This window comes from Mesorhizobium sp. PL10 (genome assembly GCF_053714315.1).
In genome coordinates, this window is sequence record NZ_JBSKBR010000012.1 from 129,803 (window position 1) to 148,397 (window position 18,595).

Here is an 18,595-nt window from a genome sequence, read left to right on the forward strand (position 1 = left end):
GAAGCAGGAGCGAAGCTCCGTCGCGAAGACCATAGGATCCATTCCGTGACGTCTGATGGAGGGTGCAGCCGAGCAGAATTCTGCACCGTGGTAACGCCTTGATGTCACGGAATGGATCCTCGGGTCTGCGCCGCGTCGCTTCGCTCCTTGCTTCGCCCGTGGATGACGAGTTGAGGGGTGTCCCAGCAGATAGGCTTTTCAACATGCTCAGTCCCCGTCCAGCGACGAAAAGCCAGCGGTCAGGCCGAATTCGGCGGTCAGCCTGGTGCCGATCAGGCCCGACAGGCTGGAAGTGATCAGCGCGAAATGCTCGAGTTTCTCACGCTCGGCCGGATCGGCGAGCGCCTTATTGATCGGACCCTGGATGGATTTGGCGGTGGCAATGCCGTTGGTGAGCTGGATATGGATCGATTCCGCCATCCAGCGCGCATCCTCGGGCAAGGCGTCGCCGAGCTTTGACGCCCCAAACAGCGTATCGATGCCGGAGAGATTTCCAGCCAGCGAGAGGCCCGTGTTTTGCGAGCGCCAGTAGATCGCCTGCCTTGGCTTGTCGCCCTCCGGCTTGACACCGAGGAAGCCTTTGAGGCGCACGTCGCGGACCATATCGAGTTCATTGATGAACACGCCGACCAGTTCGTTCACCGCTTCGGTGCCGTCGCGATAGAGCGCGTTGTCGGGTCCCGGATTGGCCCACAGGGCCGCAAAGCCGTCCGGCTTTTTCCAGGCCGCATCGACCTCGGCCGCCATCGTCTCGATGTTCTTGGCGACCGCCGCGCCATAGGCGCAGCGGTAAGGATCGTCCTTGCCGGCCAGCGCCTCGGAACCGTCGCCGTAAAGCACGAACTCCAGCGCCCCGAACCCCTGCATGGCGACGCTCTTGCCCGCCAGCAGCGCCGGATCGGCGGCGGTCGGGTCCTTGCCGGCGAGCGCCGCCTGCACCTGCTTCAGGCCGATGCTCTTGCGGTCCGGCCAGTAGAGCATGCGCTCCAGCCGGTTGTTCTCCTTGATCGGCCCAAAGCCGATAATTTCGGCCGACGACCAGGCTGCGACCGTGGCCGAGAATTCGGCATGCGCGGCATCGAGATTGCCCCGTGATGGCGACTGGCAGAGCGTGTCCATGGCCTTGGCGAGGTTACCGGTGTGGTCATGCAGGCTGGCATAGGCGGGGCGGACAAAGCCGTCGATCGCTCTTTGGATCACGTCGGACGCTTTCACCGACGCCGATGCCGGGGAGGACATGGTCAGCGCAAGAGCGAGTGCATGCAGAAAACACTTGAGCATCAAAGTGACTCCAGGAATTTGATGAGGGCATCGCGGTCGGCCGTATTGGCGGCAGCAAACCGGTCACGCGCCTTCTGCCCCTCGCCGCCATGCCACAGGATCGCTTCGGTAAGCGTGCGCGCACGCCCGTCATGCAGGAAGAAAGTGTTGCCGTTGACCATCCTGGTCAGGCCGATGCCCCATAGCGGCGGGGTGCGCCATTCGCTGCCCGTGGCATCGCCTACCGCCTGGCCATCGGCGAGGCCGACCCCCATGTCGTGCAGCAGAAAGTCGGAATAGGGCCAGATCAGCTGGAAGGCCTGCGCCTTGTTGGGGGTACCGCGCATGGTGACGAATTTCGGCGTGTGGCATGCAATGCAGCCCATCGCGTAGAACATCTTCTTGCCGGCGAGCACGCCGGCAGCGCCAACCTCGCGCCGCGCCGGCACGGCAAGGTTCTGCGAATAGAAGGTGACGAGGTCCATCACGGGTGGCGGCGCCTCGACCGGGCCAAGCCGCTTCTGCACGCCGTTCGGCATGGCAAGGCAGGCCTTTTCGGCTGCAGTGCAATCGCCCCAATGGTTGGGTTCTTCCGGCGTCGAAATGCCGATATCGCCGGCAAAGGCATCCGCCGCCTGCTGGCGGATCGAGGCGGCCTGCGCCTTCCAACCGAAACGGCCGAGTTTCAGTTCGCCGCTCCTGCTGTCGCGCACAATGTTGGGTCGGCCGGAAATGCCGTCGCCGTCACGATCGTCCGGATCGGCATGGGCAAGGATATCGGCCGGCGCGAGCTGTTCGATCAGGCCAAGCCCGATCATCGGCGGCGTCAGGCGCGGCGACAATGTCGTGAGCGGGTCGAGCGGCCCGTAGCCAAGGCCGTCGGCCGAATAGCTTGGCCTGCGCAGCGAAACAGCGCTGCCGTCGCCAAGCGTCGCTTTTTCCTCGTAATAGTCGACATGCATGCGCCCTTCGCCCTTGAGGCCGGGCACCGCCAGTTCCTGCAGTTGCGTGCCGTAGACCGGATCGGGGAAGTTCAGCACCGTGTGCGCGGCGATCTCGGCCTTCTCCTCAGCCGTACTTGCATCGCGCGCAAGCCGCAGGAACATCGAGGTGGTGCGACTGTCGGCGGGAGGAGGACGGCCACGGCCGTCCTTCAGATGGCAATTCTGGCAGGCGCGCTCGTTGAACAGCGGTCCGAGGCCGTCCGAAGCCTGGGTCGAGGACGGCGACGACACCCAGTTCTTGCGAAACAGCGCATTGCCAAGCTTGAAGGTGCCCTCTTCCTCGAAGGTGATGTTTTCAGCGGGTTGCGAGAAGGCGTCGCGGTCGACCTGCTTGCGCGAGGTACCGGCGCCGCCTTGCATCGTTTCGAAGGCTTCGGGTTTGGAGAAATCCGTGGTCGGCCTGGTAACGGCAATGACACGGGCGTGATCCTTCGGCGTCAAGTCGGTGCGGCTGGCGGCGAGGCCGACCGGTTCCGACGATCCGGCCAGGGCCGGGGCCCAAATTGCCGCCAGGATTACAACCCAAAGCCCGCGAAACGCCTGGCATCGCGGGACTTCGGGGAGCAGCGGGCCGTCGGCCCGCCGCAAGCGGCGCAGAAAATCTATGGGGCGCCGCATTCCTGCATGGTCCTATTCCGCCTCGTCCGCCGATGCGGAGTTGAGCTGGCCGTATTTTTCCTCACCGATCGAGGCCAGCAGGTCGAGCTGCGTCTCGAGGAAGTCGATGTGACCTTCCTCGTCCGACAGCAAGTCCTCGAACAGCTTCATCGTCACGTAGTCGCCTGCTTCTTCACAGATCTCGCGCGAACGCTTGTAGGCGGTGCGTGCGTCGTATTCGCCGGCAAGGTCGGATTCGAGCACTTCCTTGACGTTCTGGCCGATGCGCAAAGGCGCTACGGACTGCAGATTGGGGTGGCCTTCGAGGAAAATGATACGGGCCACCAGCCGGTCTGCATGGTGCATCTCCTCGATCGATTCGGCGCGTTCCTTCTTAGCCAGCTTGGCGTATCCCCAGTCCTCGAGCAGGCGGAAATGCACCCAGTATTGATTGACCGCTCCGAGCTCCAGGAACAGAGCCTCGTTAAGCCGCTCGATGATCTGTGGTTCGCCTTTCATGGGTTCTGCTCCCGTATTGGACGCGCAGGCCTCGGACGCGATCCAGATGTGAAACGATGTCCACGCCGCTCGCCTCCGAGCGGGCGTGGTAATTCTCGGTGACCCGAATGATCGTTTCGACCACATTTGGGAAGCACCCGCAACAGCGGCCGCGCTTGTGCATGGCGTGGTAGACCTTCGCCGGCACGATGAGCTGCCAGGGATCATGATCCAGCAGCTCGACGATCGTCTGCTCGATCTCCTTCTCGGTGATGATGTTGCAATGGCAGATCAGCATGGATTGGCCCTGGCTGACGGCGCCTCCTCCGCGCCGTTTGGCTGGTATTTTCTAGAACGAGTTACTTGAACACCTTGTCCGGTGCGTCGAGGCTGTCGGAACCCTCGAAGGCGATGTTGTTCAGCTTCAGGGCGCCGACGGCGCGTTCGATCGACTTGGTCTGGTCGACAAGCGCGTCGATTGCCGCCTGCACGGTGGCGTTGCCTTCGGTATTGCCCTCGGCGATCTGCTGGTCGTAGGCCTCACCGGCCACGGCCCGCGCCTTGATCGCCTCCATCTTGGCGACCGAGACATCGAGCTTGTCGGACAGTTCCTTGTCGATCGCCGGATCGGCGGCCTTGACCATGTCGTGTGCCGACGGGCCCGAAACGACGGTGCCGTCGAGGCGCGTGTAGCTGGCGAGATAGGCGGCGCGGATGCCGATGGCGTCATTGAGATGGGAGTTGTAGGTGTTGTCGGAGAAGCAGTCGTGCTCCTCTTCCGGATCGTGCAGCAGCAGGCCGAGCTTCATGCGCTCGCCGGCCAGTTCGCCGTAGGACAGCGAGCCCATGCCGGCGAAGATCACCGAGATGGCGGTGTTCGGCTGGCCGTCGACGAGGGTCTTGCGGGCGGCGCCATCTTCCTTCCAGTTGCCGACCATCTCCTGCAGGTCGGAGACGAGCAGGTCGCTGGCCGACTTCAGATACTGCGCGCGGCGGTCGCAATTGCCGCCCGTGCAGTTCTTCAGGTCATAGTCGGTGTAGGGGCGCTCGCCGGCGCCCGGGCCGGTGCCGTGCAGGTCCTGGCCCCAGAGCAGGAATTCAATGGCATGATAGCCTGTCGCGACATTGGCTTCGATGCCGCCGGCTTCCTGCAGCGTGCCGGAGAGGAACTCCGGCGACAGGTTCGAGGCGTCGACCTTCTTGCCGTCGATCTCGATTTCCTTGTTGGCGATGACATTGGCCGTGTAGAGCGCGTTGGCATCGGACTCGGTGCCATAGCTCTTGGCGACGTAGTCGATCAGGCCTTCGTCCAGCGGCCAGGAGTTCACCTTGCCTTCCCAGTCGTCGACAATCTTGTTGCCGAAGCGATAGACCTCGGTCTGCTGGTAAGGCACGCGCGACGCTTTCCAGGCATCGCGGGCGGCGTTCAGCGTATCTGCCGAGGGATTTGCGAGCAGCGCGTCGACAGCCTTGTCGAGCGCCTGCGCCGTGGTCAGCGAATCCTCATATTTGGCCAGCGCGATGTCGGAATAGGTCTTGATGACCGCCTTGGCATCGGTCTCCGCCGCCTTGGCCGGCAGTATGAAAACCGCCGCCGTCAATATGGCCGTGGCACCGATCGCAGCCAGCCTGCCGCCATATCGTGCTGTCATCATCATTCTCCAGTTCAAAGGGAATTCGGTAAAAGGCGCGCGTGCCAAACTGTGCCTGGACATAGGCATGCCGTGGGACACAACGGATGCCGCGCCGCTGCGCGGTTCACGGAAGAAAGACACCAAATGCCTCCAATCGAACGGGTTCAAGGCCCAAACATCAAAGGGATGCGCTGACGCGCGAGCCTCCATAAAGCGATGGCGGGGCTGGAAGTCAACTGGCGTACAGCAGAAAATTCAATTGAAACAATAGTTTAGAATTATTCTAAACTAGGACTATCAACTTTAAATCGGATCGCCAGCCGCCAAGGTGAGAGACGCCGACATTGACAGGCGACCATTCCGGGTGCGACCCGGACCGGGGCTCTTGCGACGGCGGCAGACAATCGCCATCTGGCGGAACGGCTCAAAATCAAAGCATGGTGTCGTCCGAAGACCACTTCGCACTTTTCGGCACCATGCTCTAGATTTGAAACAGGAATTTGGGTTGCGATGAAGAACGGTATCGTCATTGTCGGGGCGGGTCATGCGGGCGTGCAAGCGGCCGCCAGCCTGCGCGAGGAAGGCTATGACGGACCGGTTGTGCTGATCGGCGACGAAACCGAGCTGCCTTATCACAAGCCGCCACTGTCGAAGACCTTCATTAAGGATGCCGAGGCCAAACCGCAGCCATTGCGCGGCGAGGCTTTTTATACCGGCAGCACCATCGACTTCAGGCCAGGCATCCGAATCGACAGCATCGATACGGCAGGCAACAGGCTGGAAATGGCAGGCGGCGGCACGCTTGCCTTCGACCGCCTTATCCTCGCCACCGGTTCGCGGCCGCGGCTTCTGCCACTGCCGGGCGCCGACCTTTCCGGTGTGCTGTCGCTGCGCTCGATCGCCGATGCGCGGCTGATCCGCGAACTCAGCGTAGAGAGCGAAGACGTCGTCATCCTCGGCGGCGGCTTCATCGGGCTGGAGATCGCGGCGACGCTAAGAGCCGCCGGCCGCAACGTCACCGTGGTGGAAGCGGTCGACCGGCTGCTCGGCCGGGCGGTGGCGCCGGTGGTGGCGAGCCATGTCCGCCAGCGGCTCGAAGCGATCGGCGTGCGCATCCTCACCGGCACCACCATTGCCAGGCTCGACGGCGAAAACGGCCATGTCGCGGCTGCCGTCACCTCATCAGGCGAAAGGCTGCCGGCGCGCATGGTCATCGTCGGCATCGGCGCCGTGCCGAATGTCGAACTGGCGCAAGCCGCCGGCCTTGCTGTCGCCAACGGCATCCGCGTCGATCACAGGATGCAGAGTTCGGCGCCGGATATCCTCGCCATCGGCGACGTCGCTTCATACCGACACTGGTTCACAGGCGGCGACGTACGGCTGGAATCGGTGCAGAACGCCACCGACCAGGCGCGCCTTGCCGCGCGCACCATCGTTGGTCACACGGACAGCTATTCGGCGGTGCCGTGGTTCTGGTCGGACATTGGCGACATGAAACTGCAGATGGTCGGGCTGACATCGGGCGGCGACAGCCATGTCGTGTTGGGCGATCTGCCCGACAACAAATTCTCGATCTACCACTATGCCGGCAACCGTTTGCTCGGCATTGAATCGGTCAATCGCCCGGGCGACCATATGCTCGGCCGCAAGATGCTCGGTGCCGGCTTCTCGCCGACGCCGCAGACGGTTGCGAAAGGACCGGATGGGTTGAAGGCGGCACTGGCGGCGTTTCAGCAGAATGAGCCTGCACGGGCTGCGGGTTAGCTGATCGGCCTCCACCATGCGACTTGAGCGCGCAGTGCCGACGAAAGTGGCAGGGCACCCCTGTCCATTGGCAGAACGGCTCGGTTGCGTTATCATAAATTGATAATATCGGATAGGTGAAAGGTCGTTCTTATGCCCGCAAGCTACAGCATTGGCTCCCGCTACGAGGCATTTGTGCGTGAGCTTGTCGACAGCGGCCGCTACGCCAGCGCAAGCGAAGTTGTGCGTGACAGTCTGCGCCTGCTGGAGGAACGTGAGGAGCAGCGACAGGCGAAACTTGCAGCTCTGCGCGAGGACATCCGCAAAGGTGTGGAGAGCGGCCCTGGCATTCCCGCCGACGCTGTTTTTGACCAGCTCGAGAAAAGATACAGCGGTGGAAGCCGCAAATAATGGCTCTCAGTTTCGCGCCAGCCGCTGTGCACGATATCGAAGAGATTGGCGACTACATTGATGCGGAAAATCCGCCCGCCGCTCGCCGGTTTATAGCGGCGCTTCGGGTACGATGTGGCCGCATTGTGGATGCTCCGCGAGGCGGCGCACCCCGCCCTGATCTTTGGCCTGGCCTGCGGTCCGTCGCGTTCCAGAAATATGTGATCTTCTACACTGCCGATGACGATGACGTGCGCGTCGAGCGAATCTTGCACGGCGCGCGCGATATCGAGGGCATTTTCGACGAACGAAAAACGCCCCGAAACCCGTAGCCAGAACGCGTGGTCAGGCCGCGCAGACTTCGCGGATCGAACTTTCCAGAATGTCGAGCGCCTCGTTCATGACGTTGTCCTGGATGGTGATCGGCGCCAGGAAACGAATGACGTTGCCGTAGACGCCGCAGGTAAGCAGGATCAGCCCCTTGTCGAGCGCCTTCAGCCTGATCGCATTGGCGATCTCGGCCGACGGCAGGCCTTTCTTGACGTCGTTGAACTCGACCGCGTTCATGAAGCCGAGGCCACGGATGTCGACAATCTCCGGCACGTCGTCACGGATCGCCTGCAGGCGCTGCTTCAGCCTTGCACCCAGCGTGTTGGCCCGGTCGCACAGCTTTTCGTCCTCGATGACATCGAGCACGGCGTGTGCTGCAGCGACACCGATCGGGCTGCCGCCATAGGTGCCGCCGAGGCCGCCGGGGCCGGGCGCGTCCATGATTTCGGCGCGGCCGGTGACCGCCGACAGCGGGAAGCCGCCGGCCAGGCTTTTCGCCATGGTAGTGATATCCGCGGCGACTTCGTGATGATCCATGGCAAACATCTTGCCGGTGCGGGCAAAGCCGGTCTGCACCTCGTCGGCGATCAGAAGCATGCCGTGCTGGTCGCAGAGCTTGCGCAGCGCCGTCAGGAATTCGCGCGGCGCGTCGTAGAAGCCGCCTTCGCCCTGTACCGGTTCGATGATGATGGCAGCGACACGGGCCGGATCGACATCGGCCTTGAACAGTCTGTCGAGCGCCGCCAGCGAATCCGCAACGGAGATGCCATGCAGCGGCACCGGGAACGGCGCGTGGTAGACGTCGCCCGGCATGGCGCCGAAACCGACCTTGTAGGGCACGACCTTGCCGGTCAGCGCCATGCCCATGAAGGTGCGGCCGTGGAAGCCGCCGGCAAAGGCGATGACCGCTTGGCGGCCGGTGGCGTTGCGGGCGATCTTGATTGCGTTCTCCACCGCCTCGGCGCCGGTGGTGACGAAGATCGTCTTCTTCTCGAACTTGCCGGGCAACATGGCGTTCAGCCGTTCGGCGAGCCGGACATAGCTCTCATAGGGCACCACCTGATGGCAGGTGTGGGTGAAGCGATCGAGTTGCGCCTTGACCGCTTCGATCACCTTGGGATTGCGATGGCCGGTGTTGACGACGGCGATGCCTGAGGAGAAGTCGATATAGCGGCGGCCCTCGACGTCCCAGATCTCCGAATTCTCGGCGCGGTCCGCGTAGATCTGCGTCGTCATGCCGACGCCACGCGAAATCGACTGGTTCTTCCGTTCGGAAATGGCTGCGTTCTTCATTTCATCCCTCGCCGGGCCAGCGCCCGCTCTTGCTAAACTGGTTTCAAACCTCTTCTGACCTTATTTCACATTTTGCTCAAGTCGGCACGGTCGCCCGGCGATTGGGCCTGCCACCGGTCGCGAGATGTTCCATCCACCCACCTTAACCAGACGACCGATACACGTACGAGAGCGGTTTCCTTTTCCTTGGGATCGATTATCCTCCTGACGTCTGTGACAGCTCACCCGTCATGAGCGGTCCGGATCGGTGAGGGACCATGAGCAGGAACGCGACTTCGTCCGCCCCGCAGCCCCCGGCCTCCGATTTTTTTTCGTTTTCCCCAATCCTTCTCATCTGTGCGATCGCACCGCTCATTCTGGCCGGCTGCCAGAAGCAGGAGGCGGCCGCCAAGAAACTGCCGATCATGGTGCGCACCGAGACGGTGGCGGTGGCCGACTATGCGCCGAGGACCTCGCTGACCGGTGTAATCGCGGCGCGCACGCTGAACAATCTGTCGTTCCGCGTCGGCGGCCGCGTCGCCGAACGGCTTGTCGATGTCGGCCAGCATGTCGACAAGGATGCCGTCCTTGCCCGTATCGATCCGCAGGAGCAGGAATCCGATCTGCGCTCGGCGCAGGCCGACCTCGATGCCGCGCAGGCACAGCTGACCCAGGCCGCCGCCGCCTTCGAACGGCAAAAGACGCTGCTTGCTCAGGGCTTTACCACCAGGCGCGATTATGATGCCGCCGACCAGGCGCAGAAAGTGGCGCAAGGCAGTGTCGAACAGGCGCAAAGCGCGCTTTCCAACGCCAGGGAAAACCTCTCCTTCACCGAGCTGAAGGCAGGTGCGGCCGGCGTCATCACGGCCCGCCAGGTCGAGGCCGGGCAAGTGGTGCAGGCGGCACAGACCGTCTTCACAATCGCCGAGGACGGTGACCGCGATGCGGTGTTCAACGTCCAGGAAACGCTGGTCGCCAAAACGGCGCCATCACCCTCGGTGACGATAACGCTGCTGGCCGACCCGCAGGTAAAGGCGACAGGCAAGGTTCGCGAAGTCTCGCCCGCGGTCGATCCGGCTTCGGGTTCGGTCCGGGTCAAGGTCGGTATTGCCGATACGCCGGCCGGCATGCCGCTCGGCGCCACCGTCATCGGCTCGGTCAACGCCATACCGGCGAAAGCAGTCATCCTGCCCTGGCAGGCACTGACCTCGATCGAGGGCAAGCCGGCCGTCTGGGTGGTCGATCCCTCGACCAAGGCGGTGGCGACAGCCCTGGTCAATGTGCTGGCCTTCGATTCCGGCGTGGTCGTCGTCGACAAGGGACTGGAGGCCGGCCAAAGCGTCGTCACCGCCGGCGGTCAGCTGCTCAGCCCCGGACAGACGGTCGAGATTTCGGGAGCAGCACAATGAGGCGGCGGCGTATCCTGCTTTTTGTACCTGCCCTGGTCGCACTGGCGGCACTCACTGCCTGTTCGAAGTCGGAGGAAAAGCCGCCCGAGATCATCCGGCCGGTGCTGTCGATGGTGATCGAGCCGCAGACGACGCAGACCTTCGGCTTTGCCGGCTCCATCGAGCCGCAGGTCAGCGCCGATCTCGCTTTCCGCCTGCTCGGCCGCGTCGTCTCGCGCGACGTCAAGGTCGGCGATATCGTCAGCAAGGGCACGACGATCGCCACGCTCGATCCGACGGCGCTCGAACTTGCGGTACAGGCGGCCAAGGCCGAACTCTCCAATGCAGAGGCGCAATTCACCAACGCCGCCGCCAGCGAGGACCGCCAGCGCCAGTTGCTCGCCGCGGCCAACACCTCGCAGGCCGTGTTCGATGCCGCGCAGCAAGCGCGCCAAGCGGCGGAAGCCGGCGTCGAGCGGGCCAAGGCAGCCCTTGCCAAATCGCAGGAGCAGCTTGGCTATGCAAGGCTGTTCTCGGACTTCGACGGCGTCGTCACCGCCACCGGCGCCGAGGTCGGCCAGACGGTTTCGGCCGGCCAGACGATCGTCACCGTGGCGCGTTCGGATTTGCGAGAAGCGGTGGTCGATATTCCCGACCAGTTGACCGGCGACCTCGCCGTCGGCACGCCGTTCGGGGTCATCCTGCAATCGCTCCCATCCATCCAGACAGAGGCGACATTGCGCGAGATCGCGCCGCAGGCCGATGCGTCGACCCGCAGCCGTCGCGTCCGGCTGACGCTCACCGATCCGCCGCAGGCCTTCCGGCTCGGCTCGACGGTGACGGCGACACGCGTGGCAAAAGTGGCGGCAACGATTGAGCTGCCGCTGTCGGCGCTGCTGCAGAAGAATGGCGGCGACAAGGTCTGGATCGTCGATGAGAAGACATCGAGCGTCTCGACGCGCGACGTCAAGATCGCGTCGAAGAACGGCGCCAGCTTCATCGTCGCCGAAGGGCTCGAAGCGGGGATGCGCGTCGTCACCGCCGGTGTCCACAGCCTGGTGGAGGGCCAGAAGGTCAAAATCCCGCAAGGAGGGGCGTCATGAAGGGGTTCAACCTCTCCGACTGGGCGCTCAACCACCGCTCGCTGGTGTGGTACTTCATGCTGGTCTTCGTCGTCGCCGGCATCTTCGCCTACCTCAATCTCGGCCGCGAGGAAGATCCGAACTTCACCATCAAGACCATGGTCATCCAGGCCAACTGGCCGGGCGCCTCGGTCAACGAGACGGTGCGGCAAGTCACCGACCGCATCGAAAAGAAGCTCGAAGAACTCGACAGCCTCGACTTCACCCGCTCAGTCACCACGGCCGGCAAGACCGTCATCTTCGTCAACCTGAAGGACACCACCAAGGCGCGCGATGTCGTTGCGAATTGGACCCAGGTTCGCAACATGGTCAACGACATCTGGGCGCAGTTTCCGCAAGGCGTGCAGGGGCCGTTCTTCAACGACCGCTTCGGCGACGTCTTCGGCAATATCTATGCCTTCACCTCGGACGGGCTGAGCCCGCGCCAGCTGCGCGACTATGTCGAGGATGTCAGGACCCAGATCCTGACCGTCCCCAATGCCGGCAAGGTCGATCTGGTCGGCGCGCAGGACGAAGCCATCTATCTCGAATTCTCGACCCGCCAGATCGCAGCGCTCGGCCTCAACCAGCAGGCGATCGTGACGAGCCTGCAAGACCAGAACGCCATCACCCCGTCGGGCGTCATCGAATCCGGACCTGAGCGCGTCTCCGTGCGCGTCGGCGGCCAGTTCACGTCAGAAGAGAGCCTGCGCGGCATAAATCTGCGCGTCAACGACCGCTTCTTCCGGCTGAGCGATGTGGCGACGATCCGGCGCGGCTATGCTGACCCGCCAACGGCGCTGTTCCGCTTCAACGGCCAGGACGCGATCGGTCTCGCCATCGGCATGAAGCCCAATGCCAATCTGCTCGAATTCGGCGCCGCGCTTGAGAAGAAAATGGACGAGGTGCTGGCCGACCTGCCGGTCGGCGTCGGCGTGCATCTGGTCGCCGACCAGCCGGTGATCGTCGAGGAAGCGGTTTCGGGCTTCACCCAGGCGCTGTTCGAGGCTGTCGCCATCGTACTTGCGGTGTCCTTTATCAGCCTCGGCATGCGCGCCGGCTTCGTCGTGGCGCTGTCGATCCCGCTGGTGCTCGCCATAACCTTCACAGTCATGGCCTATCTAGGCATATCGCTGCAGCGCATTTCGCTCGGCGCACTGATCATCGCGCTCGGGCTGCTGGTCGACGACGCCATGATCGCGGTCGAGATGATGGTGGCGCGGCTGGAGGTCGGCGACAATCTGCGCAAGGCGGCGACCTATGTCTATACCTCGACCGCCTTCCCGATGCTGACCGGCACGCTGGTGACGGTCGCCGGCTTCATCCCGATCGGCCTCAACAACAGCGCCGCCGGCGAATACACGTTTACGCTGTTCGTCGTCATAGCGGTCTCGCTGCTGGTGTCATGGATCGTGGCGGTGCTGTTCGCACCACTGCTCGGCGTTACCATCCTGCCGGCGACGATGAAGCAAAAGCACGAGCAACCGGGACGCTTCACCAGTCTGTTCCGGCGTGTGCTGGTTGGCTCCGTGCGGTATCACTGGCTGACCATCATCGTCACGATCTTGTTGTTTGCCGGCTCGATAGCCGGCTTCGGCCTTGTCCAGCAGCAGTTCTTTCCGCCTTCGGACCGGCCGGAATTGATCGTCGACTGGAACCTGCCGCAGAATTCGTCGATCACCGAGACGCGCGACCAGATCGAGCGTTTCGAAGGCCGCGCGCTGGCCGGCAATCCCGACATCGACCATTTCTCGTCCTATATCGGCCAGGGAGCGGTGCGCTTCCTGCTTGCCTTCGACGTGCAGCCGGCCAATCCCTATTTCGGCCAGACCGTCATCGTCACCAAGAGCATCGAGGCGCGCAACCGGCTCAAGCCGCAACTGGAAAAGCTGCTGCGCGAGGAATTCGTCGGCACCGATGCCTTCGTCAAGCCTCTCGAACTCGGGCCGCCGGTCGGCCGCCCGGTGCAGTATCGCGTCGGCGGCCCCGATATCCAGACGGTGCGGGATCTCGCGCAGCAATTTGCCGGCCTGATCTCGGTCAATCCGAAGCTGGCGGCGCCGACCTTCGACTGGAACGAGCCGCAGCGCGTGCTGAGGGTCGACGTGCTGCAGGACAAGGCGCGGCAGCTCGGCATAACCTCGTCCGACATCGCCAGCGCGCTCAACAGCACAGTCGGCGGCGTCACCATCACGCAGGTGCGCGACGCCACCTACCTGATCAATGTCGTCGCCCGCTCGCGCGAGGCCGAGCGCGGCTCGATCGACACGCTGCAGAACATGCAGTTGCCGACTGGCAATGGCGAGGCGATCCCGCTCGCGGCGGTCGCCAACTTCCGCTACGACCTCGAACAGCCGACGGTGTGGCGGCGCAACCGCATTCCGACCATCACCGTGCGCGCCGGCCTGGTCGGCGACGTGCTGCCCGCCACCGTCGTCAACGAGCTGAAGCCGTCGGTCGACGCCTTCATCGCCAAGCTGCCGCCGGGCTATTCGGTCGCCACCGCCGGCTCGGTCGAGGAGAGCGCCAAGAGCCAGGGACCGATTGCGGCGGTGGTGCCGCTGATGCTGTTCGTCATGGCGACCATCCTGATGATTCAACTGCAGAGCTTCCAGCGCCTGTTCCTGGTGGTGGCGGTGGCGCCGCTCGGCCTGATAGGCGTGGTCGCGGCCCTGGTGCCGAGCGGCGCGCCGTTGGGCTTCGTCGCCATTCTCGGCGTGCTGGCTCTGATCGGCATCCTGATCCGCAACTCGGTCATCCTGATCGTGCAGATCGAGGACCTCGTCGCGGAGGGCAAGGACCGCTGGGCGGCGGTGATCGAAGCAACCGAGCACCGCATGCGGCCGATCGCGCTGACCGCAGCCGCCGCCAGCCTGGCGCTGATCCCGATCGCGCGCGAAGTGTTCTGGGGGCCGATGGCCTACGCCATGATGGGCGGCATAATTGCCGGTACGGCGATCACGCTGCTGTTCCTGCCCGCGCTTTATGTGACCTGGTTCAGGATCAAGGAGCCGAGGGAAGAGATCCCCATTTTTGAGAGTGGCGAAACAGTAGAGAGTCCGACTTAGGACGTTGCCGGGTCATTCGTTGTCGTTGAAGGCTACCGGCCGCGACTCGGCGCGTCCCGCTGAACCACCTCTTGCAAGCCCACCAGCATTACGTCGCGTTCATCCCAATCCCGATTGTCGCTGCTGTAGAACAGCCAACTACCGTCATCATTCTCATGCGAAACGTATGCGATCCAATCGTCGCTTGAAAATATACTTCGATCAGAAACCACCGCCACATTGGGTGGGTCTTCGAACTTCCATTCGTCCATGGGGTTCCCCTGAAACCAACGGTTCAACGTACAGTGAGAGGGAATTCTAATAAACGCAGACGGTTCGCACAAACCGGCCGCTGGTCCGGTATAGGCTTTGCCGGATCAGTCGTTGTCGTTGAAGCCCACGGGGCGAGACTTGGCACGTTGCCATGGCGACGATTTTGAGCTGCGCCAGGCGTGCCAGCCTTCGGGCAAGTCGGCCAATTCGAGGATGCTCTCATCTCGCGTAACCACTGTCTGCAGGCCGACGATCATTATGTCGTCATCATCGACAGGGCCGGGCTCGCTGGTGTGAAATTGCCAGCTGCCGTCTTCATCGTCATGCGACACATAGGCGATCCAATCATCCCGGCGGAAGATGCCCCTGTTTACAAACACGGCGACATTCGGCGGATCTGAAAACTTCCACTCGCGCATAATAATATCGCCTCCCAACAGTCCGAGCGCGAACTCACGCCGTCCGCACAAACCCCTCACTCGCCCTCAGCAAATTGCGCGTATAATCCTTCTCCACGCGATGCCCGATCAGCTGGCTCGCGGTCAGATTTTCCACTGCCTCGCCGTTCTGCATCACCATCAGCCGCTCGCACATATGGGTGATGATGGCTAGGTCGTGGCTGACCATCAGGAAGGTCAGCTTGCGGCGGCGCCGCACCTCTTCCAGAAGGTTCAGCACCTCCGCCTGCACCGAGGCGTCGAGCGCCGAGGTCGGCTCGTCAAGGAGCAGGATCGACGGCTCCAGGATCAGCGCGCGGGCGATGGCCACGCGCTGGCGCTGGCCGCCGGACAATTGGTGCGCGTAGCGGAAGCGGAAGCCGTTTCCCAGCCCGACCTCGTCCAGCGCGCGCTGAATGCGCTGTTCACTGTCGGCAACGCCATGGATGGCAAGCGGCTCCTGCAGCAGGCGATCGACGGTCTGGCGGGGATGCAGCGAGCCGTACGGGTCCTGGAAGACCATCTGCACCTCGCGGTAGAAGGCCTTGTCACGGTGCCCTCCCAGCGTCTTGCCGTTGACGGTAATCATTCCGGATGCGGCCGGCGCCAGACCGGCAATAGCCTTCAGCAACGTCGACTTGCCGGAGCCGGATTCGCCAACGAGGCCGTAGGACTCCCCTTCCTTGACCTTGAGATCGACGCCTTTGAGCGCACGAAACCGGTCGAACACTACTTCCAGCCCGGCAATGGCGATGGCCGAAGTCATGCCGCCCACTCCGGCTTGCGGTCGAGCACCGGCAGTGGATGGCGCTCGTAGCCGATCCTCGGCATGCAGTTGAGCAGGCCGCGGGTGTAGGGATGCTGGGCGTCGCGCAGTTCCGACGCCTTGAGCTGCTCGACCACCTTGCCGGCATACATGACGACAACCCGATCGCAGAAGGAGGAGACCAGGCGCAGATCGTGCGAGATGAAGATCAACCCCATGCCGCGTTCGCTGACCAGCCGGTCGAGGATGCCGAGCACGTCGAGTTGCACGGTGACGTCGAGCGCCGAGGTCGGCTCGTCGGCGATCATCAGTTCCGGCCCGGCGATCAGCATCATGGCGATCATGGCGCGCTGGCCCATGCCGCCGGAGACTTCGTGTGGATGGAGGTCGAAGACGCGAGCGGGATCGCGGATCTGCACGGCTTCCAGCATAGCAAGCGCGCGGTCGCGGGCTTCGGCCTTCGAGACCTTCTCATGCGTGCGAAGCGTCTCGACGATCTGGCGGCCGATGCTCATGACCGGGTCGAGCGAGTATTTCGGATCTTGCAGGATCATGGCGATGCGGTTTCCCCGCAGAGCCCGGCGCTGACGGGCCGGCATGGCCAGCAGGTCTGCGCCATCGAAGGCGAGTTTCTTGGCCGAGACACGCGCCTGCGGCGGCGTCAGGCCCATGATGGCGCGGCCGGTCTGCGACTTGCCGGACCCGCTCTCGCCGACGATGCCCAGCCGCTCGCGGCCAAGGGAGAACGAGACGCCGCGCACCGCCTGGACGAGGCCGGTGCGCGTGGGAAAATCGACGCGCAGATCGTCGACCTCCAGCAATGCGCCAGTCTCGCCGCCGCTCATTGGTCACCACTCCGGGGATCGAGCGCATCGCGCAGGCCGTCGCCGAGCAGGTTGAAGCCGAGGCTGACGATGAGGATGGCAAAGCCGGGCGCGCCGGCCACCCACCATTGGTCGAGGACAAAGCGGCGGCCGGACGCGATCATCGTGCCCCATTCCGGCAGTGGCGGCTGCGCGCCGAGGCCGAGGAAGCCGAGGCCGGCGGCGGTGAGGATGATGCCGGCCATGTCGAGCGTCACCCGGATGATCAGCGAGGAGATGCAGAGCGGCATGATGTGGCGCAGCACGATGCGGAAGGGCGAAGCGCCCATCAGCTGCACTGCCTTGATGTAATCGGAATTGCGTACCGTCAGCGTTTCCGCGCGCGCGATGCGGGCATAAGGCGGCCACGAGGTGATGGCGATGGCCAGCACCGCGTTCTCGATGCCAGGCCCCAGCGCCGCAACGAAGGCCAGCGCCAGGATAAGCTTTGGGAAGGCGAGAAAGATGTCGGTGATGCGCATCAGGATGGCGTCGGTCCAGCCCCCGGCATAGCCGGCGACGGTCCCGACGAGGAGGCCGATGGGCGCGGCGATGATGGCGACGAGAATGACGACATAGAGCGTCCAGCGCGAACCGTAGAGAATACGGGAATAGATGTCGCGGCCGAGATCGTCGGTGCCGAACCAGTGGGCGCCGCTCGGTGCCGAAAGGCGCGCATTCTTCAGGTCGCCGATGGTTGGCGAATAGGGCGCCAGCACATCTGCAAAGGCCGCCACGACCAGCAGCGCGATGATGATCAACAGGCCGAGGAACGCCAGCCTGTTAGCGGAAAAACGCCGCCAGGCAACATAGGCGCGGCCGAGCCTTGCCTGCATGCGCGAGGCCGGCCGCTCGCTGAGCAGCCACTCGCGACGGCTCTGGATGGTCTGGGCGCTCATCGGACCTTGGTCCTCGGATCGAGCACCTTATAGAGCAGGTCGGACAGGAGATTGATGCCGATGAACACCGAGCCGATAACGATGGTGCCGCCGAGCACGGCGTTCATGTCGGCGTTCTGCAGCGAGTTGGTGATGTAGAGGCCGATGCCCGGCCAGGAGAACACCGTCTCGGTCAGCACCGAGCCTTCGAGCAGCCCGGCATAGGACAGCGCGATCACGGTGACCATCGGCACGGCGGCGTTGCGCAGCGCATGGCCCCAGATGATGCGGGTCTCGGACAGGCCTTTGGCGCGCGCGGCAACGATATATTCCTGCGACAGCTCGTTCAACATGAAGGAGCGCGTCATGCGGCTGATATAGGCAAGCGAGAAATAGCCGAGCAGTCCTGCCGGCAGGATGATGTGGCGGTAAGCGTCGTAGAAGACGTCCCACTGGCCCTGCATGGCGGCATCGAGAAGATAGAAGCCGGTGATCGGCGTGAAAGTGTATTCGTAGACGACGTCGAGACGCGCCGGGAACGCCACCCATTGCAGCTTGGCGTAGAACAGCACGAGCCCCAGAAGCCCGATCCAGAAGATCGGCACGGAATAGCCGATCAGGCCAATGACACGCACGATCTGGTCAATGAGACTGCCGCGTTTAACCGCGGCCAGCACGCCGAGCGGCACGCCGATGACCGAGCCGATCAGCGTGCCCAAAGTCGCGAGTTCGATGGTTGCCGGAAAGGCGCGACGGATGTCGGTCATGACCGGATTGGTGGTCAGTACCGAAGTGCCGAAATCCCCATTCAGCGCATTCTTCACGTAGATATAGAACTGCTCGATGAGCGGCAGGTCGAGCCCCATCTCGCGGCGAGTGCGCTCGACCACATTGAGAGGCGCCCTGTCACCCAGCACCGCCAGCACAGGGTCGATCGGGATGACGCGGCCAATGAAGAAGGTGACCGCGAGAAGACCAAGATAGGTCGTCACCGCAATGACCAGGAAACGGCCGAGCGATGATGCAAGGGCGACGGCGCGGGCGCTGCCGCGCCCGCTTTCGTTTTCAATCGCGCTCATGCGGCGTGTCCGCGA

General features: G+C 63.5%; 18 protein-coding genes. 6 read left to right on the forward strand and 12 right to left on the reverse strand.

Annotated features, from left to right (window positions below; genetic code table 11):
- Positions 1-207 precede the first annotated feature (207 nt).
- The 5 genes from ACWGTO_RS20440 to ACWGTO_RS20460 form a co-directional block, all read right to left on the reverse strand.
- Positions 208-1,281, reverse strand: coding sequence for an imelysin family protein (locus ACWGTO_RS20440; protein ID WP_454576605.1), 1,074 nt, complete (start codon positions 1,279-1,281; stop codon positions 208-210).
- Entirely contained in the window at positions 1,281-2,882 is a 1,602-nt protein-coding gene (locus ACWGTO_RS20445) for a di-heme oxidoreductase family protein (protein WP_454576606.1), read from the reverse strand. The genes ACWGTO_RS20440 and ACWGTO_RS20445 overlap by 1 nt, the downstream gene beginning before the upstream one ends.
- 12 nt (positions 2,883-2,894) lie before the next feature.
- A complete protein-coding gene (bfr, locus tag ACWGTO_RS20450; RefSeq protein ID WP_454576607.1) occupies positions 2,895-3,380 on the reverse strand; it encodes a bacterioferritin in 486 nt (161 codons plus the stop codon).
- A complete protein-coding gene (locus ACWGTO_RS20455; protein ID WP_454576608.1) occupies positions 3,346-3,657 on the reverse strand; it encodes a (2Fe-2S)-binding protein in 312 nt (103 codons plus the stop codon). The genes bfr and ACWGTO_RS20455 overlap by 35 nt, the downstream gene beginning before the upstream one ends.
- A 61-nt stretch (positions 3,658-3,718) precedes the next feature.
- Positions 3,719-5,011, reverse strand: a complete 1,293-nt coding sequence (locus ACWGTO_RS20460) for an imelysin family protein (RefSeq protein ID WP_454576609.1) — start codon at positions 5,009-5,011, stop codon at positions 3,719-3,721.
- Between the two features lie 492 nt (positions 5,012-5,503).
- On the opposite strand from ACWGTO_RS20460, the gene ACWGTO_RS20465 reads away from it, so the two are divergent.
- The 3 genes from ACWGTO_RS20465 to ACWGTO_RS20475 all read left to right on the forward strand — a co-directional run bounded on the left by ACWGTO_RS20465 (position 5,504) and on the right by ACWGTO_RS20475 (position 7,458).
- A complete protein-coding gene (locus ACWGTO_RS20465; RefSeq protein WP_454576610.1) occupies positions 5,504-6,757 on the forward strand; it encodes an NAD(P)/FAD-dependent oxidoreductase in 1,254 nt (417 codons plus the stop codon).
- 132 nt (positions 6,758-6,889) lie between these two features.
- Positions 6,890-7,147, forward strand: a complete 258-nt coding sequence (locus ACWGTO_RS20470; RefSeq protein ID WP_454576611.1) for a type II toxin-antitoxin system ParD family antitoxin — start codon at positions 6,890-6,892, stop codon at positions 7,145-7,147.
- Positions 7,147-7,458 carry a type II toxin-antitoxin system RelE/ParE family toxin gene (locus ACWGTO_RS20475; protein WP_454576612.1) on the forward strand — a complete coding sequence of 104 codons (312 nt, stop codon included), beginning with the start codon at positions 7,147-7,149 and terminating at the stop codon, positions 7,456-7,458. The genes ACWGTO_RS20470 and ACWGTO_RS20475 overlap by 1 nt, the downstream gene beginning before the upstream one ends.
- 13 nt (positions 7,459-7,471) lie before the next feature.
- Here the strand turns inward: ACWGTO_RS20475 and ACWGTO_RS20480 are convergent, their stop codons facing one another.
- Complete coding sequence (locus ACWGTO_RS20480; protein WP_454576613.1) at positions 7,472-8,749, reverse strand: 4-aminobutyrate--2-oxoglutarate transaminase; 1,278 nt, start codon at positions 8,747-8,749, stop codon at positions 7,472-7,474.
- A 257-nt stretch (positions 8,750-9,006) separates the two neighbouring features.
- Here ACWGTO_RS20480 and ACWGTO_RS20485 point away from each other — a divergent pair, with 257 nt between their 5' ends.
- From ACWGTO_RS20485 to ACWGTO_RS20495, 3 genes are read left to right on the forward strand one after another with little or no spacing between them, the layout of a single operon-like run.
- Positions 9,007-10,137 (forward strand): efflux RND transporter periplasmic adaptor subunit, encoded by a 1,131-nt coding sequence (locus tag ACWGTO_RS20485; protein WP_454576614.1) that lies wholly within the window; start codon positions 9,007-9,009, stop codon positions 10,135-10,137.
- Positions 10,134-11,219, forward strand: coding sequence for an efflux RND transporter periplasmic adaptor subunit (locus tag ACWGTO_RS20490; protein WP_454576615.1), 1,086 nt, complete (start codon positions 10,134-10,136; stop codon positions 11,217-11,219). The genes ACWGTO_RS20485 and ACWGTO_RS20490 overlap by 4 nt, the downstream gene beginning before the upstream one ends.
- The gene (locus ACWGTO_RS20495; protein ID WP_454576616.1) at positions 11,216-14,305 is read left to right on the forward strand and encodes an efflux RND transporter permease subunit; all 3,090 of its coding nucleotides are present in this window, start codon (positions 11,216-11,218) and stop codon (positions 14,303-14,305) included. Before ACWGTO_RS20490 ends, ACWGTO_RS20495 begins: the two co-directional genes overlap by 4 nt.
- Positions 14,306-14,337: 32 nt before the next feature.
- Here the strand turns inward: ACWGTO_RS20495 and ACWGTO_RS20500 are convergent, their stop codons facing one another.
- The 6 genes from ACWGTO_RS20500 to ACWGTO_RS20525 all read right to left on the reverse strand — a co-directional run bounded on the left by ACWGTO_RS20500 (position 14,338) and on the right by ACWGTO_RS20525 (position 18,580).
- A complete protein-coding gene (locus ACWGTO_RS20500) occupies positions 14,338-14,556 on the reverse strand; it encodes a hypothetical protein (RefSeq protein WP_454576617.1) in 219 nt (72 codons plus the stop codon).
- A 105-nt stretch (positions 14,557-14,661) separates the two neighbouring features.
- Entirely contained in the window at positions 14,662-14,976 is a 315-nt protein-coding gene (locus ACWGTO_RS20505) for a hypothetical protein (RefSeq protein ID WP_454576618.1), read from the reverse strand.
- Between the two features lie 34 nt (positions 14,977-15,010).
- The gene (locus tag ACWGTO_RS20510) at positions 15,011-15,760 is read right to left on the reverse strand and encodes an ABC transporter ATP-binding protein (protein WP_454576619.1); all 750 of its coding nucleotides are present in this window, start codon (positions 15,758-15,760) and stop codon (positions 15,011-15,013) included.
- Positions 15,757-16,605, reverse strand: coding sequence for an ABC transporter ATP-binding protein (locus ACWGTO_RS20515; RefSeq protein WP_454576620.1), 849 nt, complete (start codon positions 16,603-16,605; stop codon positions 15,757-15,759). The genes ACWGTO_RS20510 and ACWGTO_RS20515 overlap by 4 nt, the downstream gene beginning before the upstream one ends.
- Positions 16,602-17,522, reverse strand: coding sequence for a nickel transporter permease (nikC, locus tag ACWGTO_RS20520; RefSeq protein ID WP_454576621.1), 921 nt, complete (start codon positions 17,520-17,522; stop codon positions 16,602-16,604). Before nikC ends, ACWGTO_RS20515 begins: the two co-directional genes overlap by 4 nt.
- Positions 17,519-18,580 carry an ABC transporter permease gene (locus ACWGTO_RS20525; RefSeq protein WP_454576622.1) on the reverse strand — a complete coding sequence of 354 codons (1,062 nt, stop codon included), beginning with the start codon at positions 18,578-18,580 and terminating at the stop codon, positions 17,519-17,521. Before ACWGTO_RS20525 ends, nikC begins: the two co-directional genes overlap by 4 nt.
- Between the last annotated feature and the right edge of the window lie 15 nt (positions 18,581-18,595).